The sequence below is a fragment of the Klebsiella sp. Q11 genome, from assembly GCF_964241505.1.
Taxonomy (GTDB): Bacteria; Pseudomonadota; Gammaproteobacteria; order Enterobacterales; family Enterobacteriaceae; genus Klebsiella; species Klebsiella michiganensis.
In genome coordinates this window covers 14,375-41,278 of record NZ_CAXSXW010000006.1, presented here as the reverse complement: position 1 = coordinate 41,278, position 26,904 = coordinate 14,375, and the positions used below count along the sequence as shown (strand labels likewise).

The following is a 26,904-nucleotide window of genomic DNA, read 5'->3' as shown; positions in this document are numbered from 1 at the left end:
CCTGCGTTATTATAGCGCTGTATTTATGACTATATAGCGATGGTTCTTATGACTCCCTCCCTAACGCTGCTGGCGGCGGGAAGCCTGAAAAGCGCTTTCATTCCGCTGCTGGCGCGCTTTCAGCAACAGACCGGCATCCCGGTCGAGGTCCATTTTGGTCCGGCAGGGCTGCTGCGCGAGCGCATTGAGGGCGGAGAGCCGTGCTCGGTGTTCGCCTCGGCCAATAGCCAACATCCGCAGGCGCTGCGTCAGGCCGGGCTGGCCGGGGCGTGCTATCTGTTCGCCCGGAATCAGCTGATGCTGACCGCCCGCCGCGGCGCAACAACCGAGACGCGGGAGTGGCTGGCGCTGCTCAGCGACCCGGACTTACGCCTGGCAACCTCAACGCCGGGCTGCGACCCTTCAGGCGACTACACCTGGCAGCTTTTCTCCCACATTGAAGAGCGCTGTCCCGGCGTCGGTGCCGCCATCATGGCGCGCGCGCGGCCGCTGGTAGGCGGCCGAGACTCGCTGCCGGTGCCGGCGGGAGAAATCGCCGGGGCGTGGCTGATCCGTGAAAACTTAACCGACCTGTTTATCGGCTATGCTCACTATGCCGCGCAGATGGCGGCGTGCAGCGATCTGCGCACGCTGCTTATTCCGCCGGCGTGGAATGTTCGCTGCGACTACCTGCTGGCGCAGATTGAACAGAGCGCCGGGGCGCAGCGGCTGTGCCGCTTTATCCTCGGCGCGGAGGGGCAGCGCTTACTGAAAAACGCCGGTTTTTTGCCTATCAACGACGAATCGTAAACTGCGGAGCCAGCAGCGGCAGCGCCGACCCGGGAGGATGGACTTTGCGTACCGCTAAACCATACGCGCGCTGAAGATTCGCTTCCGTCAGCACGGCGGCTGATTCTCCCGCCAGCCATTCACCGTCGGGCAGCAGCAGCAAGGTCTGGTTCGCCACCTGCAGGGCGTGGGTCGGATCGTGCGTGGTAAACAGCACCGTCCGCTTCTGGCGATGGGCCAGGTCGCTGATGAGCTGCAGCACCAGCTGCTGGTTGGCCAGATCCAGCGCCGAGCAGGGTTCATCCAGCAGGATATTCTGGCTGGCGCCCACCAGCGCCCTGGCGATAAGCACCAACTGCTGCTGGCCGCCGGACAGCGCGCAAAACACCTTGTCGGCCAGCACCGCGATCCCCAGCTGCGCCAGCGCCTTCTGCACCTCACGTTCGTCTTCCGCTGTTGGCTGAGCGAACAGATTAACGTGGCGCGCCCGTCCCATCAGCACCACGTCGCGCACCTGCCAGCCAAAAGCCGGGCGAAAATACTGCGGCACGATGGCGAGACCGCCCGCGCAGGTAAATTCACCGCCGATCGGCGTCAGTACCCCGGTCAGGGTATCGAGCAGAGTGCTTTTGCCGCGGCCGTTAGCGCCGAGCACCGCCCAGATATCGCCGGAACGGCACTGCAGGTTCAGAGGGGCGAACAGCGGTCGGCTATGGCCGTAGAGCAGGTTGCTTAACTGTAGGGAAAGGGCCATCAGCGCGCGCCTGTGCGTCGCGACTGCACCAGCAGCCAGGTGAACAGCGGCGCGCCAAGCAGCGCGGTGATGATTCCAATGGGGATTTCGGCCTGGATCAGCGTGCGGGCGAGGTCATCGACGACGATCATAAAACCGCCGCCGAGCCAGAAGGCGGTAGGGAGAAGACGCCGGTGGTCGGCGCCGGCCAGCAGCCGCGCCAGATGCGGGATCACCAGCCCGACCCACGCGATGCTGCCGCTGACCGCCACCTGAGCGGCGACCAGCACCGCGCAGCACACCAGTACCCCGCGACGCAGCCCGGTCACCGCAACCCCCAGACCGCGGGCATCTTTCTCCTCCAGCGCCAGCAGGTTAATCCGCCAGCGGAGCTTAAACAGCACCATCGCGGCGCAGGCTACCGGTAGCGCCATCAGCAGGACTTTGTGCCAGCTGGCGGTGGCGAAGCTGCCGAGCAGCCAGAAAACAATATTCGGCAGCGTCTCTTCGCTATCGGCCAGGTACTGCATCAGGCTCACCAGGGCGGCAAAAAAGCCGCTGAGGATAATGCCTGAGAGGATCAGCACCAGGGTGCTTTCGCGCCCCTGCAGCGCGGCTATCAGATAGACCAGCATCAGCGCGGCAAGGCCGAAGAGAAAGGTCGAGGCCATCATCAGCGCGGCGTTCAGCCCCAGCAGAATCGCCAGCGTCCCGCCGAAGGCGGAACCGGAGGTGACGCCGATGATATGCGGGTCCACCAGCGGATTCTGGAACACGCCCTGTAAGGTGGCCCCGCACAGCCCCAGCGCGCCGCCGGCCAGCAGCGCCATCACGATCCTCGGCAGCCGCACCGACCACATCACCTGGCCGGCGACGCCGTCGAGGGGAGAAAGATGCGCCAGCTGGCGAAAAACTTCCGCCAGGCTTAACGGATACTGCCCGAGGCAGAGTGAAGCGATTGCAATCACGATCGTCACCAGCGCGAGGGTACATTGCAGCAGGGCCGGATGACGATGACTACGCATCCGGCGTCCACTTCACGCGGTAGAAACGCTGATAGTACTCCCGCGCCTTCGCCTCGACATCGACGCTGTTGTAGCGTGAGGGGTAGAGTTTTTTCGCCATCCACAGCTCGCCGATCGCCAGCGCCTCCGGCATCGGGTAGCCCCAGGCCTTGGCGTATTCCGGCATCAGCCACACGCGGTGATTTTTGACCGCGTCAATGCTCTGCCACTGCGGGTCGTTTTGTATCTGTTTGACCACCTCCGGGTAGCGGTCCTGCACGAAAATCACCTGCGGATCCCACTGCAGCACCTGCTCCAGCGAGACCTGGCGCGCGCCCTTTACGCTGGCGGCGGCAACGTTCAGCGCCCCGGCGTGCTTCATCATCAGGCCGGTGTATTTGCCCGAGCCGTAGGTGTTGAGGTCCGGATTGGCCATATATACCCGCACCCGCTCGTTTTGCGGAATATCGGCAACCGGCGCGTTAGCCAGCCTGCGCGCGCTGAAGGTGTATTGAATCAGCGCTTCGGCCTGAGCCTGACGCCCGACCACTTCGCCAATCAGGCGGATCCCCTGTTTCAGCCCCTCGTTATAGGCCTGCTCTTCATCGGCCATCATCGGGTTCATTTTGTTTTTCTCACCCGCGGCATCCTGGCGCAGAGAGACCGCCACCACCGGGATCCCGGCGCCCTGGATCTGCTGGATCATCGCCTGCGGCGCGTAGTTGGCAACGAACACCACCTGGGGATGCAGCGCCAGCAGGCTCTCGATATTGACCTGCGTCAGATCGCCCGGCATCGGTAGTGTCTCAATAGCCGGCATAAAGCGCGCAAACTGCGGGCCAAGCTGCTTTTTCCAGCTGCTCATGACGCCGACGACGTCTTCAGCGGCGTTAAGCTGCACCAGCAGGTTTAAGGTCTGATGCTGGAGCACCACGGCGCGGGTGACGTGGTCGGGGAGGGTGACTTCACGACCCAGCTGGTCGGTGAGGGTGCGGTCGGCAAAGGCCTGACTGGTGAACAGGCAGGCGCTTAACAGCGCCATAGCAAAGAAAACGCGCGGATGTCTGGACATGATGGGCTCAGCGGCAAAGGAAGAATCGTTGTATATTAAAATATATAACGAAGCCGGGCGCAATGGCTGGCGGGCTATTTACCCCCTATGGACAAGGTTATTGGTAAAACACCTCTTCATCGGACATCCGTTCTTCTATGCGGGCAGCGACCTTCTGCAGCGAGGCGAGGTACTTTTGCGCCGCCTGGTCAATGGTCATGGCTTTAGCCATATAGACCAGGTTCAGGCAGCCGATAACCCGCTGCTGGCGGCGAATGGGGACGGCAATGGAAGCGATTTTCTCCTCCTGCTGCCAGCCGCGAAAGTTTTCGCCGTAGCCGTTTTGCCGGGTGCGTTCGAGGATGGCGGCCAGTTTTTCCGGCTCGCGCGCCAGCTGATACTCCGCTTCCGGCCGGGCGGCCAGCATCTCAACAATCGGGCTTCGTTCGTGTTCCGGCGCGAAGGCCAGCCAGGTTAATCCCGAAGCGGTCAGCAGCAGCGGCAGGCGGCGGCCGACCATCGCCCGGTGGAAGGAGAGGCGGCTGAAGCGGTGGGTGGTTTCGCGCACCACCATCGCATCGACGTCCAGGGTGGTGATGTCGGTCGGCCATAAAACCTCGCGCAGCAGTTCGCCAAGCAGCGGCGTGGCGAGGGCAGAAATCCAATGTTCGTCACGAAATCCCTCACTTAACTGACGCACTTTAATCGTCAGGCGAAAGCTGTCATCGGAGCGGCTGCGGCGCACGTAACCCTCGTCCTGCAGCGTTTCCAGCAGCCGCCTGACGGTCGTGCGATGCAGGCCGCTAAACTCGGCCAGGGTGCCGACCGTCGCGCCTCCGTCGAATTTATTTAACAAATTTAATAACAATAATCCGCGGCTCAATCCGCGCACCGTTTTGTAATCTGCCGAAGTGTTTTCGTTCATGCGTCCTCTATAAAAATCATTATAAACAACCATGTGCACCTGGTGCACATCCGGTAATGTTTTGATTGTAGCGCAAATCACCGACCCTATACTGACCTCACAATAAAAATAAATTCACATTTATTTAACAAGTTGCCCTGCTGGAGGTTGTGCGGTGACGGCAATTTGTCCGAAGCGTGAGGTTTTGAAAATGACAACATCCAATCCTGATATTCAACCCGCGGTACAGCACAGCGCGCAGGTCGCTATTGCCGGCGCCGGTCCGGTTGGCCTGACCATCGCCAACTACCTCGGGCAGATGGGCGTCAGCGTCGTGCTGATTGAGAAGCTCGAGTCGCTGATCGATTATCCCCGCGCCATCGGTATCGACGATGAGGCGCTGCGGGCGATGCAGGCGGTGGGGCTGGTCGACAACGTGCTGCCGCATACTACGCCGTGGCACGCGATGCGCTTTCTCACCCCGAAAGGGCGCTGCTTTGCCGATATTCAGCCGATGACCGACGAGTTTGGCTGGTCGCGCCGCAATGCGTTTATTCAGCCGCAGGTGGACGCGGTGCTGTATGACGGCCTCAGCCGTTTCCCCCACGTGCGCTGCCTGTTTTCCCGCGAAGTAGAGGCCTTTAGCCAGAATAGTGACGGTGTCACCCTGAACCTCAAAGGCAGCGACGGCGAGCGGGAAACCGTGCGCGCCGACTGGCTGGTGGCCTGCGACGGCGGAGCCAGCTTCATTCGTCGCGCGCTGAATATTCCCTTCGAAGGCAAAACCGCGCCGAATCAATGGATTGTTATTGATATCGCCAACGATCCGCTGGCGACGCCGCACGTCTACCTGTGCTGCGACCCGGTGCGCCCGTACGTCTCCGCCGCGCTGCCGCACGGCGTACGGCGTTTCGAATTTATGGTCATGCCCGGCGAAACTGAAGCCCAGCTCAGCGAGCCGCACAAGATGCGCCAGCTATTGAGCAAGGTGCTGCCGGACCCGGATAACGTCGAGCTGATTCGCCAGCGCGTCTACACCCACAACGCGCGCATCGCCGAACGCTTTCGCGTCGATCGCGTACTGCTGGCGGGCGACGCGGCGCACATCATGCCGGTGTGGCAGGGGCAGGGCTACAACAGCGGTATGCGCGACGCCTTTAACCTGGCCTGGAAGCTGGCGCTGGTGGTGAACGGCAAAGCCGGAGAGGCGCTGCTGGACAGCTACCAGCAGGAGCGGCGCGATCACGCCAAAGCGATGATCGACCTGTCGGTCACCGCCGGCAACGTCCTGGCGCCGCCGAAACGCTGGCACGGCGCGGTGCGCGACGGCGTTTCGTGGCTGCTCAACTATCTGCCGCCGGTTAAACGCTACTTCCTTGAAATGCGTTTCAAGCCGATGCCGCAGTATCGCGACGGCGCGCTGCTGGCGGAAGGCGAAAGTAAAACGTCCCCGGTCGGCAAAATGTTTATCCAGCCGAAAGTGACGCTGGAAAACGGGCAGGTGACGCTGCTCGATGAGGTGATTGGCGCCAGATTCGCCATTATCGCCTGGGGCTGTAATCCGCAGTGGGGGCTCAACGATGAGCAAATAGCCCGCTGGCGCGCGGTCGGGGTGCGCTTTATCCAGGTGGTGCCGGAGGTGCAGATTCATTGCGATCAGGACAACGTGCCCGGCGTTATCCGCGTCGGCGATACGCAAAACCGCCTGAAAAGCTGGTTCGCGCAGCACGATACCGCCATTGCCGTGGTGCGTCCGGACCGCTTCGTCGCCACCGTGGCCATCCCGCAAACCCTGAGCAAAAAGCTCGACGCGCTGGCGAGCAAGATGCAGCTGGCTTCCGCGCAGGCGGCAACAACGATTGAACAGGTGGCCTGATATGAACGCGTATCTTCATTGCCTCTCCCATACCCCGCTGGTGGGCTACGTTGACCCGGAACAGGCGGTGCTGGACGAAGTGAACGGCACCATCGCCGACGCGCGGGCGCGCATTGCCGCCTTCGACCCGGAGCTGGTGGTGCTGTTTGCTCCCGATCACTACAACGGCTTTTTCTACGATGTGATGCCGCCGTTCTGTTTAGGCATCGGGGCGACCGCTATCGGCGACTTCAGCAGCGCCAGCGGCGTTCTGCCGGTGCCGACGGCGCTGGCGGAGGCCTGCGCCCACGCGGTGATGAAAGAGGGCATCGATCTGGCGGTCTCCTACTGCATGCAGGTGGATCACGGCTTTGCGCAACCGCTGGAGTTCCTGCTCGGCGGGCTGGATACCCTGCCGGTTCTGCCGGTGTTTATCAACGGCGTGGCGTCGCCGCTGCCGGGCTTTCAGCGCACCCGCATGCTGGGCGAAGCCATTGGCCGCTTCCTGACCACCCTCAATAAACGGGTATTAATTCTCGGCTCCGGCGGCCTGTCGCATCAGCCGCCGGTACCGGAGCTGGCGAAGGCCGATGCCCATATGCGCGACCGGCTGCTGGGCAGCGGCAGGCAGCTGCCGCCGGACGAGCGTGAACTGCGCCAGCAGCGGGTCATCAGCGCGGCGAAGCAGTTTATCGAGGACCAGAACTCGCTCTATCCGCTCAACCCCGTCTGGGATACCCGCTTTATGAGCCTGCTGGAGCAGGGGCGGCTGGCGGAGCTGGATGCCGTCAGTAACGAAGAGCTGTCGGCAATGGCCGGGAAATCGACGCACGAAATTAAAACCTGGGTGGCCGCCTTTGCCGCGCTATCCGCATTTGGCCGCTGGCGCTGCGAAGGCCGCTATTACCGACCAATCCCCGAGTGGATTGCCGGATTTGGCTCGCTGAGCGCCGCCGCGCAGAACTGAATTAACGGGAGAATATGATGAGCTACCAACCGCAAACCGAAGCCGCCACCAGCCGTTTCCTCAACGTGGAAGAGGGCGGAGAAACATTACGCATCCATTTTAATGACTGCGGTGAGGGCGACGAAACCGTGGTCCTGCTGCACGGCTCCGGCCCCGGGGCTACCGGCTGGGCCAACTTTAGCCGCAATATCGACCCGCTGGTCGAGGCGGGCTACCGGGTCATTCTGCTGGACTGCCCCGGCTGGGGAAAAAGCGATTCTATCGTCAACCGCGGCTCCCGTTCCGACCTGAACGCCAGGGTGCTGAAAAGCGTGATTGACCAGCTGGATATCAGCAAAGTGCATCTGCTGGGCAATTCGATGGGCGGACACAGCGCGGTGGCCTTTACCCTCAGCTGGCCGGAGCGCGTTGGCAAACTGGTGCTGATGGGCGGCGGAACCGGCGGCATGAGCCTGTTTACGCCGATGCCGACGGAAGGCATCAAGCTGCTGAACGGCCTGTACCGTGAGCCGACCATCGAAAACCTGAAAAAGATGATGAACATCTTTGTCTTCGATACCCGCGATCTGACTGACGCGCTGTTTGAAGCGCGCCTCAATAATATGCTGTCGCGCCGGGAGCATCTGGATAATTTCGTCAAAAGCCTGGAAGCCAACCCGAAGCAGTTCCCGGATTTTAGCCCGCGTCTCGGCGAAATCCGCGCGCAGACCCTGATCGTCTGGGGGCGTAACGATCGCTTTGTACCGATGGACGCCGGGCTGCGCCTGCTGGCGGGTATTAACGGTTCCGAACTGCATATCTATCGCGACTGCGGCCACTGGGCGCAGTGGGAGCACGCGGAGAGCTTTAACCAGCTGGTGCTCGATTTTCTGGCGCGTACCTGAGGAGTGCTGATGACAACCTTATCTCTTGAACAACTGGCGCAGCGTCTGCGTGAGGCGGAAAGCCGCGGCCAGGCGATTGAACCGCTGCGCGATGCGCTCGGCGTTGACAACGCGGAAGCGGCCTACGCCATCCAGCGGATGAACGTGCAGCACCACGTGGCGAACGGCCGCCGGGTGGCGGGACGCAAGGTGGGACTGACCCATCCTAAAGTGCAGCAGCAGCTGGGCGTTGACCAGCCGGACTTCGGCACCCTTTTTGCCGACATGTGCTACGGCGATAACGCCGACGTGCCGTTCTCCCGGGTGCTGCAGCCGAAAGTGGAGGCCGAAATCGCCCTGGTGCTGAAACGCGATCTGCCGCATGCCGATACCACCTTTGATGAACTGTACGCCGCCATCGACTGGGTGCTTCCCGCGCTGGAGGTGGTCGGCAGCCGTATTCGCGACTGGTCGATTGGCTTTGTCGATACGGTCGCCGATAACGCCTCCTGCGGCGTTTACGTGCTGGGTAGCCCGGCGCGGCGCCCGGATGGGCTGGATCTGAAAAACTGCGCGATGTGCATGACCCGTAACGAGGAAGAGGTCTCCAGCGGGCGCGGCAGCGAATGTCTTGGCCATCCGCTGAACGCGGCGGTGTGGCTGGCGCGCAAAATGGCCAGCCTCGGCGAGCCGCTGCGGGCGGGGGATATCGTGCTGACCGGGGCGTTAGGCCCGATGGTGGCGATTACCGCCGGCGATCGTTTTGCCGCCCATATCGACGGTTTAGGTTCAGTGGCGGCGACCTTTGTCGCCAAAGAGGAAGAGAGTGATGAGTAAACGTAAAGTCGCCATTATCGGCTCCGGCAATATCGGCACCGATTTAATGATCAAAATTCTGCGCCACGGGCAGCACCTGGAGATGGCGGTAATGGTCGGCATCGACCCTGAGTCCGACGGCCTGGCCCGCGCCCGGCGCATGGGCGTCGCCACCACGCACGAGGGCGTTGGCGGCCTGATGCAGATGGCGGAATTCGCCGATATCGATGTGGTTTTTGACGCCACCAGCGCCGGAGCGCACGTGAAAAACGACGCCGCGCTGCGGGAAGCCAGGCCGGGGATCCGGGTGATCGACCTGACCCCGGCGGCCATCGGCCCGTACTGCGTGCCGGTGGTCAATCTCGAGGCCAATCTGGCCGAAGGCAACGTCAATATGGTGACCTGCGGCGGCCAGGCCACCATCCCGATGGTGGCGGCAGTCTCTCGGGTGGCAAAAGTGCACTATGCGGAGATCGTCGCCTCAATTGCCAGCAAATCCGCCGGGCCGGGGACGCGCGCCAACATTGATGAATTTACCGAAACCACCTCGCAGGCCATTGAGAAAGTGGGCGGCGCGGCGAAAGGCAAAGCGATTATCGTGCTGAATCCGGCGGAGCCGCCGCTGATGATGCGCGACACCGTTTATGTCCTGAGCGAAGCGGCATCGCAGCAGGCGATTGCCGCGTCGATCGCCGAGATGGCGGCGGCGGTGCAGGCCTACGTGCCGGGATATCGCCTGAAGCAGCAGGTGCAGTTTGAGGTCATCCCGGAAGATAAACCGGTAAACCTGCCGGGCGTCGGCCGCTTCTCCGGCCTGAAAACGGCGGTTTATCTCGAGGTCGAAGGGGCGGCGCACTATCTGCCAGCCTACGCGGGTAACCTCGATATTATGACGTCGGCGGCGCTGGCGACGGCGGAAAAAATGGCCCAGGCGATGAACGACGCGGCGGGAGAAGCAGCATGAACGGCAAAAAACTCTATATCTCAGACGTGACCCTGCGCGACGGGATGCACGCGATTCGTCATCAATACTCGCTCGACAATGTGCGCCAGATTGCCCGGGCGCTGGATTGCGCGGGCGTCGATTCGATAGAGGTGGCCCACGGCGACGGCCTGCAGGGTTCCAGCTTTAACTACGGCTTCGGCGCGTACAGCGACCTGCAGTGGATTGAGGCGGCGGCGGAGTCGGTCAGCCAGGCGAAGATCGCCACTTTATTGCTACCCGGCATTGGCACCCTGCACGACCTGAAAAACGCGTATCAGGCCGGGGCGCGGGTGGTGCGCGTGGCGACCCACTGCACCGAGGCGGATGTTTCCGCGCAGCATATCGCCTTCGCCCGCGAGCTGGGCATGGACACCGTCGGCTTCCTGATGATGAGCCATATGACCTCCCCGGAACAGCTGGCGCAGCAGGCGCTGAAGATGGAATCCTACGGCGCCACCTGTATTTACGTGGTGGATTCCGGCGGGGCGATGAACATGAACGATATTCGCGATCGCTTCCGCGCCCTCAAGGCGGTGCTGAAGCCGGAAACCGCCACCGGGATGCACGCGCATCATAACCTCAGTCTCGGCGTGGCCAACTCCATCGCCGCGGTGGAAGAGGGCTGCGACCGTATCGATGCCAGCCTGGCGGGGATGGGCCGGGGCGGGCAACGCGCCGCTGGAGGTGTTTATCGCCGCCGCCGATAAGCTCGGCTGGAATCACGGTACCGATCTGTATGCTCTGATGAACGCCGCCGATGAGCTGGTGCGCCCGCTGCAGGATCGCCCGGTGCGGGTTGACCGCGAAACGCTGGCGCTGGGCTATGCCGGGGTTTACTCCAGCTTTCTGCGCCACAGCGAAGCGGCCGCCGGGCGCTACGGCCTGAGCGCGGTGGATATCCTCGTCGAGCTCGGCAAGCGGCGGATGGTGGGCGGTCAGGAGGATATGATCGTCGACGTCGCGCTGGATCTGCTTAACCGCAGCAAATAAAAGCAACGCGCGGCTGGCAACGTATCAGCCGCCATTCACCTGCTCCGCTTGTCCGGATATCGCAAAGGTACCCTATGACCCAAACAACGACTGCAAGCAATTCGCGCCTGATGTTAACCGTCGGGCTCTGTTTTATGGTGGCCCTGATGGAAGGGCTGGATCTGCAGGCGGCAGGCATCGCCGCCGTAGGCATGGCGCAGGCGTTCGCGCTGGATAAAATGCAGATGGGCTGGATTTTCAGCGCCGGGATCCTCGGCCTGCTGCCCGGCGCGCTGGTGGGCGGCATGCTGGCGGATCGCTATGGCCGCAAGCGAATTCTGCTGGGCTCGGTGCTGCTCTTTGGCCTGTTCTCAATCGCTACCGCGCTGGCGTGGAATTATCCCACGCTGCTGCTGGCCCGGCTGCTGACCGGCGTCGGCCTGGGCGCGGCGCTGCCGAATCTGATTGCCTTAACCTCCGAGGCCGCCGGCCCCCGCTTTCGCGGCAGGGCGGTCAGCCTGATGTACTGCGGCGTCCCCATCGGCGCGGCGCTGGCGGCGGCGCTGGGCTTTTTCGGCCTTGCCGCGGCCTGGCAAACGGTGTTCTGGATCGGCGGTATCGTTCCGCTGCTGCTGGTGCCGCTGCTGCTGCGCTGGCTGCCGGAATCGCCGGTGTTTCAGCGCAGCGCGCGGGGCGTGCCGCTGCGCACGCTCCTCGCGCCGGGCAACGCTACCGCCACGCTGTTGCTGTGGCTGTGCTATTTTTTCACGCTGCTGGTGGTCTATATGCTGATCAACTGGCTGCCGATGCTGCTAGTCGGCCAGGGGTTCAGCCCCAGCGAGGCGGCGGGAGTGATGTTTGTCCTGCAGTTTGGCGCCGCCTGCGGCACGCTGCTGCTGGGGGCGCTGATGGATAAGCTCAGCCCGCTGTGGATGTCGCTGCTGATCTATACCGGCATGCTGGCGTCGCTGCTGGCGCTGGGGACCGCGTCCTCGCTGACCGCAATGCTCTTCTCCGGCTTTGTCGCCGGACTGTTTGCCACCGGCGGCCAGAGCGTGCTTTACGCGCTGGCTCCGCTGTTCTATCGCACCGAAATCCGCGCCACCGGCGTGGGGACGGCGGTGGCGATTGGCCGCCTCGGCGCGATGAGCGGTCCGCTGCTGGCGGGCAAAATGCTGGCGCTGGGCACCGGCACCGTCGGGGTGATGGCTGCGTCCGCTCCCGGCATTCTGCTGGCGGGCGCGGCGGTGTTCTGGCTGATGAGCCGACAAAAACGCACGGCGCTGGCCTGAGCATTTTCGCTGATTCCCGGGGGCGGCGCGGTAAAGCCGCGCCTTGCCCGGACTACCGGATGGGTAGCCCGGCTAAGCGCAGCGCGAGCCCGGGAATCCGCCTTGCGCATCTCGCTACTTTGGCATAGGTTAAATCATCATCCATTGATTCTTCCGAGCATCATGTCTTTTACATCCCGCTTACTGAGCGATATCCCCGGTATCCGCTACGCCTTTCTCGACGTTCATGAAACCGCCGCCTTTCCCTATAGCGAAATGGCGCCGGTTAAACTGGTTCACAGCAATATCGTACATGAGTATCGGGCGCCGCAGGCGGAGCGCCCCCACGCCGATGCGATGTTTACCGCCGTCAGCGGGCAAAAGATGGGCGTGGTGACCGCCGACTGTCTGCCGCTGCTGATGGCGTCGCGCGATGGGCGCTATGTTTGCAGCGTGCACGCAGGCTGGCGCGGCGCGGCCAGCGGGATTATCGAAAATAGCCTCGCGCTGTTTCAGCGTTATCACGTCGACCCGCAAGATCTGGTGGTGGTGAGCGGGCCGCATATTCACCCCTGCTGCTATGAAGTCACCGGCGACTTCTACCAGGCGCTGCTGGCGATGCCCGCCGGCGAGCTGGCAAAACGCCATCGGGAGCAGCTCTTCCTGTCCCATCAGGCGGCGTCGGAGGGGGAGCAGGCGAAAGCGACCGCGGGCGACAATGCGTGGTTCGATCTGCGGGCTTTTGCCCACCTCCTGCTGCGCAGCGCGGGCGTACCGGAGGAAAACATGGAGTGGCTGGGGAGCTGCACCTACTGCACGCCGCAGCGGCTGGGGTCGTTTCGTCGGCGCACGCATTTCCCGGCGCCGAAGTCATTTCAGTACTCATGGATCATGCGCGAGCCTGATGGGGCGGGCCGATGAGACGAAATGATGTTTGATGATGTGTAACATCGGCGGGCGTTTGCTATCTCTGCACTCCTTCAAACAAGGAGGATTGCAAAATGAAATTGAACGCGTTCACTTTAACTCTCGCGCCGCTGCTGGTTGCCGGCGCGTTTTCCGCTCATGCCGGCCCGCAGGCCCACGTGGTCTGCGCTTATCACCATACGTTGGGCGATGACGCCATCATGATGTTCGGCAAACCGAATCAGGCCATGTGGCATGATTTTTTTGGTAATACCCATACCGATGCGGTTTCCACCTATCAGACGCTGCGCGACCAGCCGGAAACCACCTGCGATAACAAGGCCGACGGTTCCGCCTACTGGGTGCCATCGATGAAGCTGCCGGATGGTCAGGTGGTGACGCCGGCGTATCAAAAAACCTACTATCAGACCACCAAAGTGGAACAGTATCCGCTGCACCCGTTCCCGGCGGGTCTCGAACTGCTGGCGGGCGATCACCACGGTTCGGCGCCCAACTCGCGCATCACCTTTTTGTGCGCTAACGGCAAAGGCTACAGCAACAAGGCCGGAGAAGTCTGTGGGCTGCGTAAAGGTGGCGATGCGGTACAGTTTAATATCGGTATTCAGTTCCCCAACTGCTGGGATGGGGTCAATCTCAAACCGGCTCACGGGCACAGTAACGCGGCATACGACGTCAACGGCGCCTGTCCGAGCGACTATCCGGTGAAAATCCCGACGGTGAATATGAATGTGGCCTACGTTCTGCCGCAGATTACATCCCTGGATACCGCGAAGATTCAGCTCTCCCTGGATCCGATCATGGACGGTGAGAAGCGCGAAGAGCGCTGGGGCAGTATCTATACGGCGCACGCGGACTTTATGAACGGCTGGACGGTGGAAGGGGCGCACTATATGACCGAGCGCTGCATGAACAAGGGGATCGACTGCGGCAGCGCGGTGCCGTATCGCTTCACGACGGCGAAGGAGAATGCGCTGGTGGACAGCACCGCGCCGACGGTCGCCCATGCCGCGCCGGAAAACCTGGTGGTCAGCGATAACTGGCAAAACGGCGGGCGCACGCACAATCCGGAAACCATGACGCTGGTGAAATTCCCTATCCCGCCGCTGCCGCAGGATCAGGACGCCTCGCTGTTTAAATATCAGCTGCGGATCTACGGCGGAAAAGTGGAAACCAACGGCGCGGATCAGATCTTTTTCTATCCGGCGAGCAACGACTGGAGCGCGAACAGCGTGACCTGGAATCATCGCCCGCCCTGCAACTACAGCTCGGAGGCGTCGCTGTACCTCAATTCCAAACGCGAATACCGGATGGTGGATGTCGATAAAGCGGTGCGCAAGGCGCTGGCGGAAGGCAAAACCGAGATCTCGTGGTATATCGGCGGCGACCGCCAGGGCAATCGCTACCATTTCGACCCGGCGGACTCACAGCAGGAGCCGATGCTGATGCTGATGGGCTTTAAAAATACCCCGGAGATCTGATTGCGGCCCTTCCCCGGGCGACGGGTTCGCAGACGGTGGTGAACCCGTAGCCCGGGCAAGGCGCTTGCGCCGCCCCCGGGAGCAAAGCGCAGTGCGGCATAATTTCCCGGAGGCGATGCTGCGCATCTGTCCGGGCTACGGTATGGCAGACGGCGGTGAGCCCGTAGCCCCGCTAAGCGCAGCGCGAGCGGGGGACATCACAATACTTTAAACCCGTGCGTGCCATCGCGCTTCAGCTGTTCAACCAGGCCGAACTCCCAGTCGAGGTAGGCCTGCATTGCCGCGGGTGAGTTATCGGTACCTTCATACGGGCGCTGATAGCGATCGCTGCGCGGCGTCGCCAGATGCGTCTCGCCATGCTCCAGCGCCAGCCCGGCGTCAATCCACGCCAGCGTGCCGCCGCTCAGCAGCTGCACTGGTTTACCGGTTAACGCCGCAACCTCAGGCACCGCGTAGCGGGCCAGCAGGCTGCTGCCGCAGGTGACAACGTAACGCTCGGCGGAAGGCAGCACCTCCAGCGCCTGGCGCAGCTGTGAACGCACCAGCCAGTAAGCGCCGGGAATATGCCGGGCGACGTAGTTGGCGCTGGTGGTAAAGTCCAGCACCACGGTTCCCGGCTCCCTCAGCTGTGCCGCCAGCTGCTGCGGGGCAATCACCTCCGCCTGCGGACCCGGCGGTACGCGGCCTGCGGAGGTACCGCGCTCGCTAAAATCTTCCGCGCGCGCATCGCGTAATACCGCCACTTCCCACCCCATCTGCGCCAGCCAGGACGCCGTTATCGGCGCGCGTATCTCGTCATCGGCAATCAGCACAATGCGCGCCCCGCGCACGCTGGCGAAATGGTCGGTTTCCTGCACCAGCTGCCCGCCGGGCGCGCTAACGCTCAGCGGCAGATGACCTGCGGCGTACTCCTCCGGGCTGCGGACGTCGAACAGGTAAGTGGTGCGGGCGGGCTGCCGCAGCCAGCGCTGAAGGGGTGGGCTGTCTATAAAGGCGACGCCGGCGCGCTCCGCCAGCTGCCTCACCGCCGCCGCGCGTTCGGCTGGGGCGCGAAAATCGGCGTCATAACGCCGCTGCTGGCCGCGCTCAAGGTCAAACCCGGCTAAGGTCCAGCCGATGGTGCCGTTGCGCAGCGCGTAGACCGGATTGGGCAAACCGGCATTGAGCAGCGACTGCGTGCCGATAATACTGCGCGTGCGCCCCGCGCAGTTGACGATCACCGTCGCCTGCGATGACGGAATCAGGCCCTCAATGCGCAGCGCCAGCTCCCCGCCGGGTACGCTGATGCTGCCGGGAATATTCATGGTGTGATACTCATCGAAACGGCGCGCGTCGACGACAACCACCTCCTGTTGACCATCGAGCAGCGCCTGCACTTCTCCGGCGCTCAGCGAGGGGGTATGCCGCTCGCTCTCCACCAGCTCGCCGAACGCTTTGCTCGGCGAATTCACATCCTGGAACAGCTCTCCGCCGCTGCGCTGCCACCCCGGCAGGCCGCCTTCCAGCAGGGCGACATCTTCGTAGCCCCAGCTCTGCAGGCGCTCGACGGCCCGCTCCGCCAGACCTTCGCCGCCGTCATAGACGGTAATCGGCGTCGTCAGGCGCGGCACGCGCCGAAAAATATCCAGCTCCAGCTTGCTGAGCGGCAGATTAGCGGCAAACAGCGGATGGCTGCGGGCAAAGTCGGCCTCTTCGCGAACGTCGATCAGCGCCAGCTCGGCGCCGTCCAGCAGCGCCTGGCGCAGCTGGGCGGCCGGGCGATAAGAACAGGTGGGCATATTAATTATCCTTTGAGAGATCCCAGATATTGGGTAAGTGGCGGTTGGAGTAGCCGGAGACAAAAGGTTTGACGAGGCCTTCCGGGGTATAAACCGCTCGCCTGACGCCGCCGATATTGCCGCCGTAAACGTGAATACTGATCGAGACGCTATCCGCGAGGGCGTTGCTCACCCGGTGAATATCGCCGTCGCGGGAAGAGACTTTTTCCACTTCGCCAGGGGAAAGGCGTTCAGCAACGCCGCTGAGCACCGGCTGGCCGCGCTCGTCCAGGCGGTAGCGCTGATTCTCCTCCGCGCCCCGCAGCATGCCGATGGCGCCCCACACCCGATGATCGTGAATCGGCGTCGATTGCCCCGGCCCCCAGACGAAGCTGACAATGGAAAAACGCTGTCCGGAATCGGCATGCAGCAGATACTGCTGATAGTGGTGGGGATGCGGCAGGGTGTACTCCTCCGGCAGCCAGTCATCCTTTTTCACCAGCGCGGCCAGGCGCAGGGCCACGGCGTCGAGCAGGGGCTGTTCATCGGCAAATTCGCGATGCAGGGCATCAAGGTCTTGAATAAACTGGCGTAATTTTTCCACTCGCGGTGCGGTCATGGTCGCTTCCTGTTGTCGGGACTGGTCTTTACGCTAGCAAAGGCGTTAATATAATTAAAATGCAATTTCCGCATATATTAATATGCAAAAATAACATTGATAGCCTACCCATCAAGCGTCATTGGCGTAGACAGTTTGAACACGGCCAGCGCGGAAGAACCGGAGCGTACACGTAGTACGTGAGGATTCTGAGCACTGCCCAGGTTCAAAATGGCAAGCAAAATAGCTCTGATGGGCCAGGCTTTAAGGACGCTATGCGCATCGACGACATTGACGCACTGCTGGCCACCGTGCAGTTCTCCTCGCTTAACCAGGCCGCGGAATATCTCGGTATTACCCAATCGGCGATTACCCGTCGTCTGCAGCGTCTTGAGCAAACCCTCAACGTAACGCTGCTGGAGCGTCAGACCCGGCCGCTCACCCTGACCGCCGCCGGGCACCGGGTTTACGAGCAGTGCCTGAGCATCAAGCGGGAGACCAAAAAGCTGTACGGCCTGCTCGACCCCGAGGCCGAGCCGCACGGTATCCTGCGTCTCGGGGTCCCGCAGAGCGTGGCGGAAATTGCCCTGCAGCCGGCGCTGAGCGCGCTGCGCCAGCAGTTTCCCGCCCTGCGACCGCAGGTGACCTGCGGCTGGAGCGGGCTGCTGCAAAAGCGCCTTGAAAGCGTCGAGCTGGACGGCGTGCTGGCGATGGGGCCGGAACAGCAACGCTTTGCTGAGGGCTACGGCGGGCGCCTGCTGTGCCCGCTGGATATTGTGGTGATTGCGGCTAAAAGCTGGCGTCTTCACGCCGGGGCGCTGCGCGACTGCGCGGAAAAAGGCTGGGTGCTCAATCCCGACGGCTGCGGCCTGCGGGCCGGGCTGATCCGCGAGCTGCAGTCCCAGGGGCTGCGTCTGGCGCTGAATGTCGAGACCGCGGGCGCCCAGCTGCAAATCAGCCTCGTGGCGCAGGGGCTGGGGCTTGGCCTGGTGCCGCGCGCCGCGCTGGCCGCCAGCCCGTGGCGCGATGAGGTGACGGTATTGACGCTGGCGGATTTCCAGCCCGAGGTGCATCTGTGGCTGGTTCACGCGCAGAATCTGGCTAATCTGAGCCAGCCGCTGACTTTTTTCGCCGGCAAAGTCGTTCAGCAGCTAAACGTATCTGGCTGAAACGTATATATAATTTTTATAAATGCTTATCTCGCATATTAAGATATGATAAAAATGCATTTTGTTCATTAAGAGCCCGTGTATAGGGTAATGAAAACGCGCCGCCGCGGCGGCCCACTCATTATCCTGCTACAAGGAGTTCTGCATGAGCATTCAATTTCTCGGCATGATCGGCCACCGCCTGTCGTCGGAAACCATCGCCCCGGTCGGCCCGATTTTTGACCGCGATTACATCGTGCGTTTCGCGCAAACCCACGAGGCCGCCGGGTTTGACCGCCTGCTGGTGGGCCACTGGTCCGATCAACCCGACGGATTCCTGGTGACCGCGCTGGCGGGTCTGTCGACGCAAAAGATCGGCTTCCTGTTGGCTCATCGTCCCGGTTTTGTCTCGCCGACCCTCGCCGCGCGTAAGTTCGCTACCCTTGAACACCTGCTGGGCGGCCGTCTGGCGGTACATATCATCAGCGGCGGCAATGACGCCGAGCAGCGCCGCGACGGTGATTACCTCGATCACGACCAGCGCTATGCGCGTACCGATGCCTTCCTTGAGACCGTCCGCAAGGTGTGGACCGCCGAACAGCCGGTGGATATCGCCAATGACTTTTATCAGGCGGAACAGGCGTGGTCGGCCATTCGCCCGCTGCAAAAACCGCATATCCCTCTCTATTTCGGCGGTTCGTCGGAAGCGGCCATCGCCGTGGCCGGCAAGCACGCCAACGTCTTCGCCCTGTGGGGAGAGTCGCTGGCGCAAACCGCGGAAACCATCCAGCGCGTGCGGGCCGAGGCGGCGAAACATCAGCGCGAAATCGACTTCAGCGTCTCGTTCCGGCCGATTATCGCCGCGACCGAAGCCGAGGCCTGGGAGAAAGCCGAGCATATCCTGCACGTTGCCACCGAGCGGGCGGCGCAGAGCGGAGGCGGTTTCAAAGCCAAGCCCGACAGCGTCGGGGCGCAGCGTCTGCGGGCGACGGCGGCGCAGGGCAAGGTGGTGGATAAACGCCTGTGGACCGGGATCGCGCAGTTGGTAGGCGGCGGCCACAACTCCACCGCGCTGGTGGGCACTCCGGAACAGGTCGCCGACGCGCTGCTCGATTACTACGACCTCGGCGTGCGCAACTTCCTGATCCGCGGATTTGACCCGCTCAACGATGCTCAGGAGTACGGTAAAGCGCTGCTGCCGATCGCCCGCGAAAAAGCCGCCCTGCGCGCCGTGGCGGAGCGCGCCTCGTGATCGGTCAGACAAGCGATGACTGGGCGCGGCGGTTGACGGAGGTACGCCAGCTGATGGCGGAGCAGGCGGCCAGTCTCGACGCCAGCGGCGACTTTCCCCGCGACAATATCGACCGTCTGCGCCAGCGCGGTTTTTTAAGCCTCGCCGTGCCGCAGCAGTACGGCGGGGCAGGTGCCGGCTTAGCCGAGCTTCAGCAGGCCATTGCGGCCATCGCCTGGGGCGAACCGGCGACGGCGCTGATCGTCTGCATGCAGTACCTGCACCATCTGCGGCTGGCGGAGAACGAGAACTGGTCCGAGCCGCTGCGCCAGCGGGTTTTTCACGATGCCGTCGAGCGGGGAGGCTTGATCAACAGCCTGCGCGTGGAGCCGGAACTGGGCTCCCCGGCGCGCGGCGGCCTGCCGCAAACCGTGGCGACCCGCCGCGCGGAAGGGTGGCAGATTAACGGCCATAAAATCTATACCACCGGTATTGAGGGGCTGAGCTGGCTGGCCATCTGGGGCCGCAGCGACGACGCTCCGCCGCTGGTCGGCACCTGGCTGGTGCCCCGCGACAGTGAGGGCATTACCGTGGTGAACAGCTGGGATCACGCCGGAATGCGGGCAACCGGCAGCCACGAAGTGGTGCTGAACAACGTCCGGGTGGCCGCAGAGCACGCGGTGGACGTGTGGCCCGCCGATGCGCCTCCCGCGCCTGATGCGGAACAGTTTCGTCTGTTTGCCAACCGCCATACGGCGCTGCTGGCGGCGATTTACGACAGCATCGCGCGGGCGGCCCGCGACTGGCTGGTAACGTGGCTGGGTTCGCGTATTCCGGGCAGCCTTGGGCAACCCCTTTCCAGCCTGCCGCGGGTGCAGGAAAAAGTCGGCCAGATTGACGGCTGGCTACTGGTCAATCGCACTCTGCTGGAAAAGGCCGCGCAGCTGGGCTTTTCCGCCATTGAGGCGAATCTCGCGAAAGTCACGATTACCGACAACGCCATTCAGGCGGTGAACCTGGCGCTGGAGCTGACCGGCAACCATGGCCTGAGTCGGCAAAATCCTCTGGAACGCCACTATCGCAACGTGCTGTGCGGGCGGGTACATACCCCGCAGAGCGACAGCGCGTGGCTGGCGGCCGGCAAACACGCTTTTCAAAAATAAGGATAATTCATATGCGCAGACTTAATGTTACCGGTTTAGCCGGAGTGGTTATGCTGCTGGCCCTGAGCGGCTATGCGGCGGCTCAGGAGCGAATCACCCTGCGAATCGCCGATCAAAAAGGCGGCATGCGTTCGCAGCTGGAGGCCGCCAACGCCCTGCAGGATCTCCCTTACGAGATTAAATGGGCCGAGTTTCCGGCCGCCGCGCCGCTGGCGGAAGCGCTTAACGCCGGGGCGGTGGATGCGGGGATTATCGGCGATGCGCCGCTGCTGTTCGCGCTGGCTAACGGCGCGCCGGTGAAAGCCATCGCCGTCGATAAAAGCAACCCGGCCGGCACCGCGGTGCTGGTCTCGCCCGGCAGCGCGTTGAAAAGCGCCGCGGATTTAAAAGGCAAACGCATCGCTACCGGTAAAGGGTCGATTGGCCACTTTGTGGCGCTGAAAGCGCTGGAGCAGGCGGGAATTTCGCCGAAAGAGGTGCAGTGGGTGTTTCTCGGTCCGGTGGACGCCAAAGTGGCGCTGCTCAACGGTTCGGTGGACGCCTGGGCGACCTGGGAGCCGTATACCACGCAGCTGGTGAAGACCGCCGAGGGACAGATTCTGGTCAGCGGCAAAGGGCTGCTGCCGGGTAACACTTTCCTGGCGGCAACCGATGATGCCCTTAAGGATCCGCAGAAGCGCGCGGCGCTGCAGGATTACCTAAATCGCCTGGCCGGCGCCGAGCGCTGGGCCTACGCCAATCTCGATAGCTACGGTAAAACGCTGGGGGAAATTATTCGTTTCCCGGCGGATATCGCCCGCGCGCAGTTTGCCAATCGCCAGTCGCAGTGGCTGCGTCTGGACGCGAAGACGGTCGCTCAGCAGCAGTCGACGGCGGACTTTTACCTCGCCAACGGGCTGATCCGCGCAAAGCTGGACGTGACGCCGACGTTTGATAACGGCTTTAGCGTGCCTGCCGCGCAGGCCCATGCGGAGGTGTCGCCATGATGACATCTCGCCGTCGTTTCTTACGCTTGACCGGCAGCCTTGCGCTGGCCGGGGCCTCTCTGCCGCTTTGGGCTCACGATATGGCGGCCATGGCGAGCGGTGAGGAACACCCGGCCCTGCGCCTGGCGCAGCCGTACAAAATCAAGCTGGCGATTAACAAAAGCGCGGTGTGCCTGGCGCCGGTTGCCGTCGCGGAGCAGCAGAAGATCTTCAGTAAATACAATCTCGACGTGGAGTTCGTTAACTTCGGCAACTCGACGGACGTGCTGCTGGAGGCGATTGCCACCGGCAAGGCCGACGCTGGCGTCGGGATGGCGCTGCGCTGGCTGAAGGCGCTGGAGCAGGGCTTCGACGTGAAGCTCACCGCCGGAACCCACGGCGGCTGCCTGAACCTGCTGACGGCGAAAAACTCGCCGTTTGGCGGCCTGGAGAGCCTGAAGGGGCAAACCATCGGCGTCACCGATATGGCCGGGCCGGATAAAAACTTCTTCGCCATCTTGCTTAAGCGCCACGGCATCGATCCGATAAGCGATGTGCAGTGGAAAGTCTATCCGGCAGATTTACTCAGCGTAGCGCTGGATAAACGCGAAATTGCCGCCATCAGCGGCAGCGAACCTTTCAGCTATCGTCTGCTGGACACCGGTAAATATCAGCTTATCGCCAGCAATATGACCGGCGATTACGCTAACCTGAGCTGCTGCGTGCTGGGGGTCAGCGGTAGCCTGGCGCGCGATCATAAACCGGCCGCCGCCGCGCTCACCCAGGCGATTCTTGAGGCGCACAGCTATGCCGCGGCGCACCCGGAGAGCGTGGCGCAATCCTTCCTCGCCCATGCGCTGAATACCAATGAGGCGGAGGTCAGCGGCATTCTCCACGGCCAGGGGCACGGCCATCATGCGGTGGGCGAGGCGTTTGTCAAAGAGCTGACCCAGTACGCCGTGGATCTTCAGCGGGTGCAGGTCATTAAACCGGGAACCGATCCCCATCAGTTTGCGGAGAGCATTTATGTCAACGTTTTCGCCTGAACGGGTGCTGACGCGCCCGGCAAGCGGCAGGCCGCTGTGGAGAGAAGGCTGGCTTGCCGCCGCGCTATGGCTGCTGGGCGGCCTGTTTACCCTGGCCTGGCCCGATGCCGGGCGGCGCTGGCCGTTTAGCGAAGGGTGGGCGCTGGTGCAGTTCACCCTCGGCGGCGGACTGTTGCTGCTGGCGCTGAGCTACCGCTACTGGCGGCAGCGGGGGACTCGCCTGCAGCATGCCGGAAAGTGGCTGGCGCTGCTGCCGCTGCTTTTTGCGCTGTGGGAGGGACTGACGGCCAAGACGGCGTTTCTGCCGGTGCCGTTTTTCGCGCCGCCGCAGGCGCTGATTGAGGTGCTGCACGATGACTGGCCGCGGCTGCTTGATAGCCTTCTGCATTCGCTGGGGCTGCTCGGGCTCGGGGTGCTGCTGGGCACCAGCTGCGGTTTTATCAGCGGGCTGGCGATCGGCTGGTCCCAGCGGATCGGCTACTGGGTGCATCCGGTGTTGCGTCTGCTGGGGCCGGTGCCGTCCACCGCGCTGCTGCCGCTGTGCCTGTTTATCTTCCCCTCCAGCTTCGGCGCCAGCGTGTTTCTGATCGCGCTCAGCACCTGGTTCCCGGTGACCGTGCTGACCTGGTCCGGGGTTATCGGTATCGATAAGGCGTGGTATGACGTGGCGCGAACCCTGGGCGCCAGCCAGCGTTTCCTGATCCTGCGCGTGGCGATCCCCGCCGCGTTACCGAACGTTTTTGTCGGCCTGTTTATGGGGCTTGGCGCATCGTTTTCGGTGCTGATCGTCGCCGAAATGGTCGGCGTGAAATCCGGTATCGGTTTTTATCTCCAGTGGGCGCAGGGCTGGGCGGCCTATCCCAATATGTACGCGGCGCTGCTGGTGATGGCGCTGCTCTGCTCCGGCCTGATTAGCGGGCTGTTTATGGTCCGCGACCGGCTGCTGAGCTGGCAGCGGGGAGGGATGCAATGGTAACTGCGAACGCCACTTCTCAGGCGGCATCGACCGGCGCGGCGGTGTCGATAAGTCATCTGCATCACGCTTTTAGCCTTGGCAAACAGACGGTGCCGGTGCTGGAGAATATCAGCCTGCAGCTGCGGCCCGGAGAGAGCGTCGCGCTGCTCGGTCCTTCGGGCTGCGGTAAATCCACTCTGCTGCGGCTACTGGCGGGACTGGAGCCGCAGCAGGCCGGGCAAATTCAGATTGATGAGGCGGCGATGGGCGGACCGGGGCCCGAAAGGATACTGGTGTTTCAGGATCCGACCCTTTATCCGTGGCTGACGGTGCGGCAAAACGTGCTGCTGGGACCGCAGGCGCAGGGGAAAAAGGGGCTTGTGCCAAAGGCCGATGCGCTGATTTCGCGAATGGGGCTGCAGGCGTTTAGCGAAGCGTGGCCGCGCCAGCTTTCCGGCGGGATGGCGCAGCGTGCGGCGCTGGCCCGGGCGCTGCTGAATGAGCCGCGTCTGCTGCTGCTCGACGAGCCGCTGGGCAAGCTGGATTCCCTTACCCGCATCAGCATGCAGCGGGAGCTGATCGCCCTGTGGCAGCAGCAGGGCTATACCAGCCTGCTGGTTACCCACGATATCGAAGAGGCGCTGCTGCTGTGCGATCGGGTGTTAATCATGTCGCCGCGACCGGGGCGGATTATCGCCGAGTTTGCGCTTCCGCTGACGTATCCCCGCCATCGCGACAATCCGCTGCTGCTGCAGCATCGGCAGGATATTTTGCGCATTCTTGGCCAGGGGGAGGACTGGTAAGGCAAGGCGTTATCCGGGGCGTGCTGATTCTGACCGTTCGGCGGGGATTCCCGGGGGCGGGGCGGTAGGGCCGCTCCTTACCCGGGCTACAGTGTGCTAGCCCGGATAAGGCGCCGCGCGCCGCGATCCGGGACAGGGATGAGGCTTAAAAATCCATCTTCACCGTAAACTGTACTTCCCGCGGATCGCCGATCTGGTTGCCGAGGTTATTGGTGCCGATGGAGGAGGTGTAATAGGTCTTATCGAACAGGTTCTTCACGTTAACCTGCAGGGTCACCGGATATTGCAGCTTCATCTTATAGGCCGCAAACACATCCGCCACCGCATAGCCCTGCAGATAATAATCCGCGCCGTTGGTGCCGGAACGTTTGCTCACCGCGCGACCGCCGCCGCCCACCGTCAGCGTATTGCTGTCGTAGACATTGTGAATGTCGTAGCTCAGGAACAGCGAACCGGTGTGTTTCGGCACGTTCGGCAGCGGTTTGCCTTTGTAATCCGGATCGTCGGTGACCTTCGCATCGGTATAGCCGTAGCTGGCGATAACGCTCAGGTTATCGGTCAGCGACCCGGCCACGTCCACTTCGACGCCGCGGGAGCGCACTTTACCGGCGGTTTTTGCCACAGTCTCATCGCCCACGGATTCCGTGTAGAGGACGTTGCGCTTATCAATATCAAACAGCGCGATATTGGCGGTGACGCCGTTGAACAGATCGAACTTCGCGCCCAGCTCGTAAGACGTCGACTCTTCCGGCGGCAGATTGCCAATATAGCTGGCGATAGAGGACTGCGGCATAAACGACTGCGCCACGTTACCGAACAGGGAGATGGACGGCGTCAGCTTATACACCAGGCCCGCTTTCGGCGTCCATTTCTGGTCGCTGCTGTCGGTATTGACGTTAAACGGGCGGCCCTTGCCGGCGTACTGGGTGTAATACTGATAGCGCACCCCGGCGACGGCAATCCACTTTTCGGTAAGATAGAGCGCGTCCTGGAGGTAGCCCGCGTAGCTCTCCTGCTGAATACGCTGGTCGCTGTCGGATGCCGAAACGCTGGAGCATTTGCCAACAGTGCCGTAGACCGGATTATAGATATTGAAACCCTTGACGTTCTTACAGCGGATCATATCGGTGCGCAGCAGATCGTAATTCTCGTAGGCCAGGCCGGTGAGGATCTCGTTGTAGAAACCGCCAATGACCACGTTGCCCTGTAAATCCGCCCGCGTAGTGTGCATTTTCTGGGTGGAACCGTGGGTGGCATCGACGCGGCGGGTCAGGTTGCCGGTCGCCGAGTCGTAGGCCATGACCCGGGCCTGATCGTCGTTGTAATGATCCTGGCTGTAGCTGTAGTCGAAGCGGGCGGTCCAGGCGTCGCTGAGACGGTATTCGGCATTCAGCTGCGCGAGATCGGAATAACCGTCGGTAATATTAAACGGTTCATCAAAACGCGTTTTGCGATCGACGTTCACCGCATGGCCGGTGTTCAGATCGAAGATGGTGCCGCGATCGAATGGGGTACTGTAGTCACGGTGCGAATATGAGACGTTCACCGTCGCCCGCTCGCCGAACCAGGTCAGGGAGGGGTTAATAAAGCTGCTCTTCTCTTTGCCGAAATTACGCCAGTAATCTTCATGCTGATATTCGCCAATTACCCGATACGCCAGCGGCGTCCCGTCGATGGGGCCGGTGACGTCAAACTGGCCGGTACCGCCGCCAAAGCTGGTGGAGGTGGCGGAGACGGAGCCGCCGAAGCTGCGCTCCGGGCGTTTGGTCACCACGTTGATTAATCCGCCGGGGTCGAGAATACCGTACAGCGTTGAGGCCGGGCCTTTGAGCACTTCGACGCGTTCGGTGGCGGCGGTGAAGCTGCGCGGCAGCACGGTGCGCAGGCCGTTGGTCATGATTGAACCATCGCGGTTAGCGCCGAAGCCGCGGCGGGTGAAGGCATCCTGGGTCCCGCCGAGGGTATTGGTTTGTACCACGTTGGCGACGTTATACAGCGCTTCGTCGAGGTTCGTCGCATGCTGATCCTCGAGCACCTGCTCGCTGACGGTATTGACCACCTGCGGAATATCCAGCATCGGCATGGTAGTCAGCGTGGCGGTCGAGGTATTGACCGGCTGATATCCCTGGGTAGCGCGTTGCCGAGTGCCGTCGGCCACGACCGTTATGGTCTCGTCAGCGGTTTTCTTTGTTTTATCGGCGCTATTAACCGCTGCCAATAATCCCGGTGAGGTGAAAAAAATCAGTGAAAAAAGCGCACGCCCTTTTAATGCCGAATAAGGGACATTGAGTGGAATCATTTTTGTGTCTCGTGAACGAACCTCGCCTTTGCGGAGAGGTAAAGCCAATAAAATCATTGCCCTGAAAAATAAACCTGGCTGTTTTTTACGCCGCAACGCGCGCCAGATATGTAATTGAGAATCATTCAATCATGAAGGCATGTAGTAGTAAACGTTATGTAAGATAAAAAACTGACGAAACAAATAATCAATCAATTAGCGAGGAATGGGCTGGGTGAAAATTTCATACATTATTGTTTTAATTGATTATTAAAGTCGTTTTATGTTGTGCAGATTTTGGTAGTAAACCCGCGCGGCCGGCGCCGTCATAGGGTATTGACTACTACATTCATCCACCGCATGATCAAA

General features: G+C 62.1%; 22 protein-coding genes and 2 pseudogenes. 17 read left to right on the top strand and 7 right to left on the bottom strand.

Going from position 1 to position 26,904, the window contains the following annotated elements; genetic code table 11:
• Window positions 1-48: 48 nt before the first annotated feature.
• Window positions 49-789: a substrate-binding domain-containing protein gene (locus ACESQ2_RS11000; RefSeq protein ID WP_046878601.1), complete on the top strand. Its 741-nt coding sequence runs from the start codon at window positions 49-51 to the stop codon at window positions 787-789.
• On the opposite strand, the gene ACESQ2_RS10995 is transcribed toward ACESQ2_RS11000, so the two are convergent.
• From ACESQ2_RS10995 to ACESQ2_RS10980, 4 genes are all read right to left on the bottom strand, one after another.
• Entirely contained in the window at window positions 773-1,522 is a 750-nt protein-coding gene (locus ACESQ2_RS10995; protein ID WP_046878602.1) for an ABC transporter ATP-binding protein, read from the bottom strand. The two genes, ACESQ2_RS11000 and ACESQ2_RS10995, sit on opposite strands and share 17 nt — an antisense overlap.
• Window positions 1,522-2,526 carry an iron ABC transporter permease gene (locus ACESQ2_RS10990; RefSeq protein ID WP_286116060.1) on the bottom strand — a complete coding sequence of 335 codons (1,005 nt, stop codon included), beginning with the start codon at window positions 2,524-2,526 and terminating at the stop codon, window positions 1,522-1,524. Before ACESQ2_RS10990 ends, ACESQ2_RS10995 begins: the two co-directional genes overlap by 1 nt.
• The gene (locus ACESQ2_RS10985) at window positions 2,519-3,577 is read right to left on the bottom strand and encodes an ABC transporter substrate-binding protein (protein WP_373170426.1); all 1,059 of its coding nucleotides are present in this window, start codon (window positions 3,575-3,577) and stop codon (window positions 2,519-2,521) included. Before ACESQ2_RS10985 ends, ACESQ2_RS10990 begins: the two co-directional genes overlap by 8 nt.
• A 97-nt stretch (window positions 3,578-3,674) precedes the next feature.
• Window positions 3,675-4,481 (bottom strand): DNA-binding transcriptional regulator, encoded by an 807-nt coding sequence (locus ACESQ2_RS10980; protein ID WP_224260751.1) that lies wholly within the window; start codon window positions 4,479-4,481, stop codon window positions 3,675-3,677.
• Window positions 4,482-4,671: 190 nt separating this feature from the next.
• Between ACESQ2_RS10980 and ACESQ2_RS10975 the strand changes: the two genes are divergently transcribed.
• From ACESQ2_RS10975 to ACESQ2_RS10935, 9 genes and pseudogenes are all read left to right on the top strand, one after another.
• Window positions 4,672-6,336: a bifunctional 3-(3-hydroxy-phenyl)propionate/3-hydroxycinnamic acid hydroxylase gene (locus ACESQ2_RS10975; protein ID WP_032720598.1), complete on the top strand. Its 1,665-nt coding sequence runs from the start codon at window positions 4,672-4,674 to the stop codon at window positions 6,334-6,336.
• 1 nt (window position 6,337) lies between these two features.
• Entirely contained in the window at window positions 6,338-7,282 is a 945-nt protein-coding gene (mhpB, locus tag ACESQ2_RS10970) for a 2,3-dihydroxyphenylpropionate/2,3-dihydroxicinnamic acid 1,2-dioxygenase (RefSeq protein WP_004851708.1), read from the top strand.
• A gap of 17 nt (window positions 7,283-7,299) precedes the next feature.
• Entirely contained in the window at window positions 7,300-8,166 is an 867-nt protein-coding gene (gene mhpC / locus ACESQ2_RS10965) for a 2-hydroxy-6-oxonona-2,4-dienedioate hydrolase (RefSeq protein WP_046878606.1), read from the top strand.
• A gap of 9 nt (window positions 8,167-8,175) precedes the next feature.
• A complete protein-coding gene (gene mhpD, locus ACESQ2_RS10960; RefSeq protein ID WP_014229697.1) occupies window positions 8,176-8,982 on the top strand; it encodes a 2-keto-4-pentenoate hydratase in 807 nt (268 codons plus the stop codon).
• On the top strand, window positions 8,975-9,925 hold the full coding sequence (gene mhpF, locus ACESQ2_RS10955) for an acetaldehyde dehydrogenase (protein ID WP_025108198.1): 951 nt from the start codon (window positions 8,975-8,977) through the stop codon (window positions 9,923-9,925). Before mhpD ends, mhpF begins: the two co-directional genes overlap by 8 nt.
• A pseudogene (mhpE, locus tag ACESQ2_RS10950) lies at window positions 9,922-10,936 on the top strand (4-hydroxy-2-oxovalerate aldolase). Before mhpF ends, mhpE begins: the two are co-directional and overlap by 4 nt.
• 74 nt (window positions 10,937-11,010) lie before the next feature.
• Window positions 11,011-12,207 (top strand): 3-(3-hydroxy-phenyl)propionate transporter MhpT, encoded by a 1,197-nt coding sequence (mhpT, locus tag ACESQ2_RS10945; RefSeq protein ID WP_025108197.1) that lies wholly within the window; start codon window positions 11,011-11,013, stop codon window positions 12,205-12,207.
• Between the two features lie 162 nt (window positions 12,208-12,369).
• The gene (locus ACESQ2_RS10940; protein ID WP_014229693.1) at window positions 12,370-13,107 is read left to right on the top strand and encodes a polyphenol oxidase family protein; all 738 of its coding nucleotides are present in this window, start codon (window positions 12,370-12,372) and stop codon (window positions 13,105-13,107) included.
• 80 nt (window positions 13,108-13,187) lie between these two features.
• A complete protein-coding gene (locus ACESQ2_RS10935; protein ID WP_224260749.1) occupies window positions 13,188-14,591 on the top strand; it encodes a DUF1996 domain-containing protein in 1,404 nt (467 codons plus the stop codon).
• A 197-nt stretch (window positions 14,592-14,788) separates the two neighbouring features.
• Here ACESQ2_RS10935 and ACESQ2_RS10930 read toward each other — a convergent pair whose 3' ends face one another.
• Entirely contained in the window at window positions 14,789-16,369 is a 1,581-nt protein-coding gene (locus ACESQ2_RS10930) for a rhodanese homology domain-containing protein (RefSeq protein WP_373170421.1), read from the bottom strand.
• A 1-nt stretch (window position 16,370) separates the two neighbouring features.
• Window positions 16,371-16,967 (bottom strand): cysteine dioxygenase, encoded by a 597-nt coding sequence (locus tag ACESQ2_RS10925; protein WP_049069698.1) that lies wholly within the window; start codon window positions 16,965-16,967, stop codon window positions 16,371-16,373.
• A 254-nt stretch (window positions 16,968-17,221) separates the two neighbouring features.
• On the opposite strand from ACESQ2_RS10925, the gene ACESQ2_RS10920 reads away from it, so the two are divergent.
• The 7 genes and pseudogenes from ACESQ2_RS10920 (at window position 17,222) to ACESQ2_RS10890 (ending at window position 24,257) form a co-directional block, all read left to right on the top strand.
• Window positions 17,222-18,115, top strand: coding sequence for a LysR family transcriptional regulator (locus ACESQ2_RS10920; protein ID WP_032694743.1), 894 nt, complete (start codon window positions 17,222-17,224; stop codon window positions 18,113-18,115).
• Window positions 18,116-18,260: 145 nt separating this feature from the next.
• Window positions 18,261-19,365 (top strand): annotated as a pseudogene (locus ACESQ2_RS10915) (LLM class flavin-dependent oxidoreductase).
• 34 nt (window positions 19,366-19,399) lie between these two features.
• Window positions 19,400-20,488 carry an acyl-CoA dehydrogenase family protein gene (locus tag ACESQ2_RS10910; protein WP_049071118.1) on the top strand — a complete coding sequence of 363 codons (1,089 nt, stop codon included), beginning with the start codon at window positions 19,400-19,402 and terminating at the stop codon, window positions 20,486-20,488.
• An 11-nt stretch (window positions 20,489-20,499) separates the two neighbouring features.
• Entirely contained in the window at window positions 20,500-21,474 is a 975-nt protein-coding gene (locus tag ACESQ2_RS10905) for an ABC transporter substrate-binding protein (protein ID WP_025108190.1), read from the top strand.
• A complete protein-coding gene (locus tag ACESQ2_RS10900) occupies window positions 21,471-22,499 on the top strand; it encodes an ABC transporter substrate-binding protein (protein WP_086544272.1) in 1,029 nt (342 codons plus the stop codon). The genes ACESQ2_RS10905 and ACESQ2_RS10900 overlap by 4 nt, the downstream gene beginning before the upstream one ends.
• Window positions 22,480-23,475, top strand: coding sequence for an ABC transporter permease (locus ACESQ2_RS10895; protein ID WP_049071109.1), 996 nt, complete (start codon window positions 22,480-22,482; stop codon window positions 23,473-23,475). The genes ACESQ2_RS10900 and ACESQ2_RS10895 overlap by 20 nt, the downstream gene beginning before the upstream one ends.
• Window positions 23,469-24,257, top strand: coding sequence for an ABC transporter ATP-binding protein (locus ACESQ2_RS10890; protein ID WP_064378105.1), 789 nt, complete (start codon window positions 23,469-23,471; stop codon window positions 24,255-24,257). The genes ACESQ2_RS10895 and ACESQ2_RS10890 overlap by 7 nt, the downstream gene beginning before the upstream one ends.
• A gap of 145 nt (window positions 24,258-24,402) precedes the next feature.
• Here ACESQ2_RS10890 and ACESQ2_RS10885 read toward each other — a convergent pair whose 3' ends face one another.
• Complete coding sequence (locus ACESQ2_RS10885) at window positions 24,403-26,475, bottom strand: TonB-dependent siderophore receptor (RefSeq protein WP_102076007.1); 2,073 nt, start codon at window positions 26,473-26,475, stop codon at window positions 24,403-24,405.
• Between the last annotated feature and the right edge of the window lie 429 nt (window positions 26,476-26,904).

Excerpts from the sequence above, each read along its gene's own strand:
- ACESQ2_RS10990 (WP_286116060.1), bottom strand. The coding sequence starts at position 2,526 with ATGCGTAGTCATCGTCATCCGGCCCTGCTGCAATGTACCCTCGCGCTG.
- ACESQ2_RS10920 (WP_032694743.1), top strand. The coding sequence starts at position 17,222 with ATGCGCATCGACGACATTGACGCACTGCTGGCCACCGTGCAGTTCTCC.
- ACESQ2_RS10975 (WP_032720598.1), top strand. The coding sequence starts at position 4,672 with ATGACAACATCCAATCCTGATATTCAACCCGCGGTACAGCACAGCGCG.
- ACESQ2_RS10925 (WP_049069698.1), bottom strand. The coding sequence starts at position 16,967 with ATGACCGCACCGCGAGTGGAAAAATTACGCCAGTTTATTCAAGACCTT.
- ACESQ2_RS10940 (WP_014229693.1), top strand. The coding sequence starts at position 12,370 with ATGTCTTTTACATCCCGCTTACTGAGCGATATCCCCGGTATCCGCTAC.
- mhpC (WP_046878606.1), top strand. The coding sequence starts at position 7,300 with ATGAGCTACCAACCGCAAACCGAAGCCGCCACCAGCCGTTTCCTCAAC.
- ACESQ2_RS10935 (WP_224260749.1), top strand. The coding sequence starts at position 13,188 with ATGAAATTGAACGCGTTCACTTTAACTCTCGCGCCGCTGCTGGTTGCC.
- ACESQ2_RS10985 (WP_373170426.1), bottom strand. The coding sequence starts at position 3,577 with ATGTCCAGACATCCGCGCGTTTTCTTTGCTATGGCGCTGTTAAGCGCC.
- mhpB (WP_004851708.1), top strand. The coding sequence starts at position 6,338 with ATGAACGCGTATCTTCATTGCCTCTCCCATACCCCGCTGGTGGGCTAC.
- ACESQ2_RS10895 (WP_049071109.1), top strand. The coding sequence starts at position 22,480 with ATGTCAACGTTTTCGCCTGAACGGGTGCTGACGCGCCCGGCAAGCGGC.
- ACESQ2_RS10910 (WP_049071118.1), top strand. The coding sequence starts at position 19,400 with ATGGCGGAGCAGGCGGCCAGTCTCGACGCCAGCGGCGACTTTCCCCGC.
- ACESQ2_RS10905 (WP_025108190.1), top strand. The coding sequence starts at position 20,500 with ATGCGCAGACTTAATGTTACCGGTTTAGCCGGAGTGGTTATGCTGCTG.
- ACESQ2_RS10900 (WP_086544272.1), top strand. The coding sequence starts at position 21,471 with ATGATGACATCTCGCCGTCGTTTCTTACGCTTGACCGGCAGCCTTGCG.
- mhpD (WP_014229697.1), top strand. The coding sequence starts at position 8,176 with ATGACAACCTTATCTCTTGAACAACTGGCGCAGCGTCTGCGTGAGGCG.
- ACESQ2_RS11000 (WP_046878601.1), top strand. The coding sequence starts at position 49 with ATGACTCCCTCCCTAACGCTGCTGGCGGCGGGAAGCCTGAAAAGCGCT.
- mhpF (WP_025108198.1), top strand. The coding sequence starts at position 8,975 with ATGAGTAAACGTAAAGTCGCCATTATCGGCTCCGGCAATATCGGCACC.
- ACESQ2_RS10995 (WP_046878602.1), bottom strand. The coding sequence starts at position 1,522 with ATGGCCCTTTCCCTACAGTTAAGCAACCTGCTCTACGGCCATAGCCGA.
- mhpT (WP_025108197.1), top strand. The coding sequence starts at position 11,011 with ATGACCCAAACAACGACTGCAAGCAATTCGCGCCTGATGTTAACCGTC.
- ACESQ2_RS10890 (WP_064378105.1), top strand. The coding sequence starts at position 23,469 with ATGGTAACTGCGAACGCCACTTCTCAGGCGGCATCGACCGGCGCGGCG.
- ACESQ2_RS10980 (WP_224260751.1), bottom strand. The coding sequence starts at position 4,481 with ATGAACGAAAACACTTCGGCAGATTACAAAACGGTGCGCGGATTGAGC.
- ACESQ2_RS10930 (WP_373170421.1), bottom strand. The coding sequence starts at position 16,369 with ATGCCCACCTGTTCTTATCGCCCGGCCGCCCAGCTGCGCCAGGCGCTG.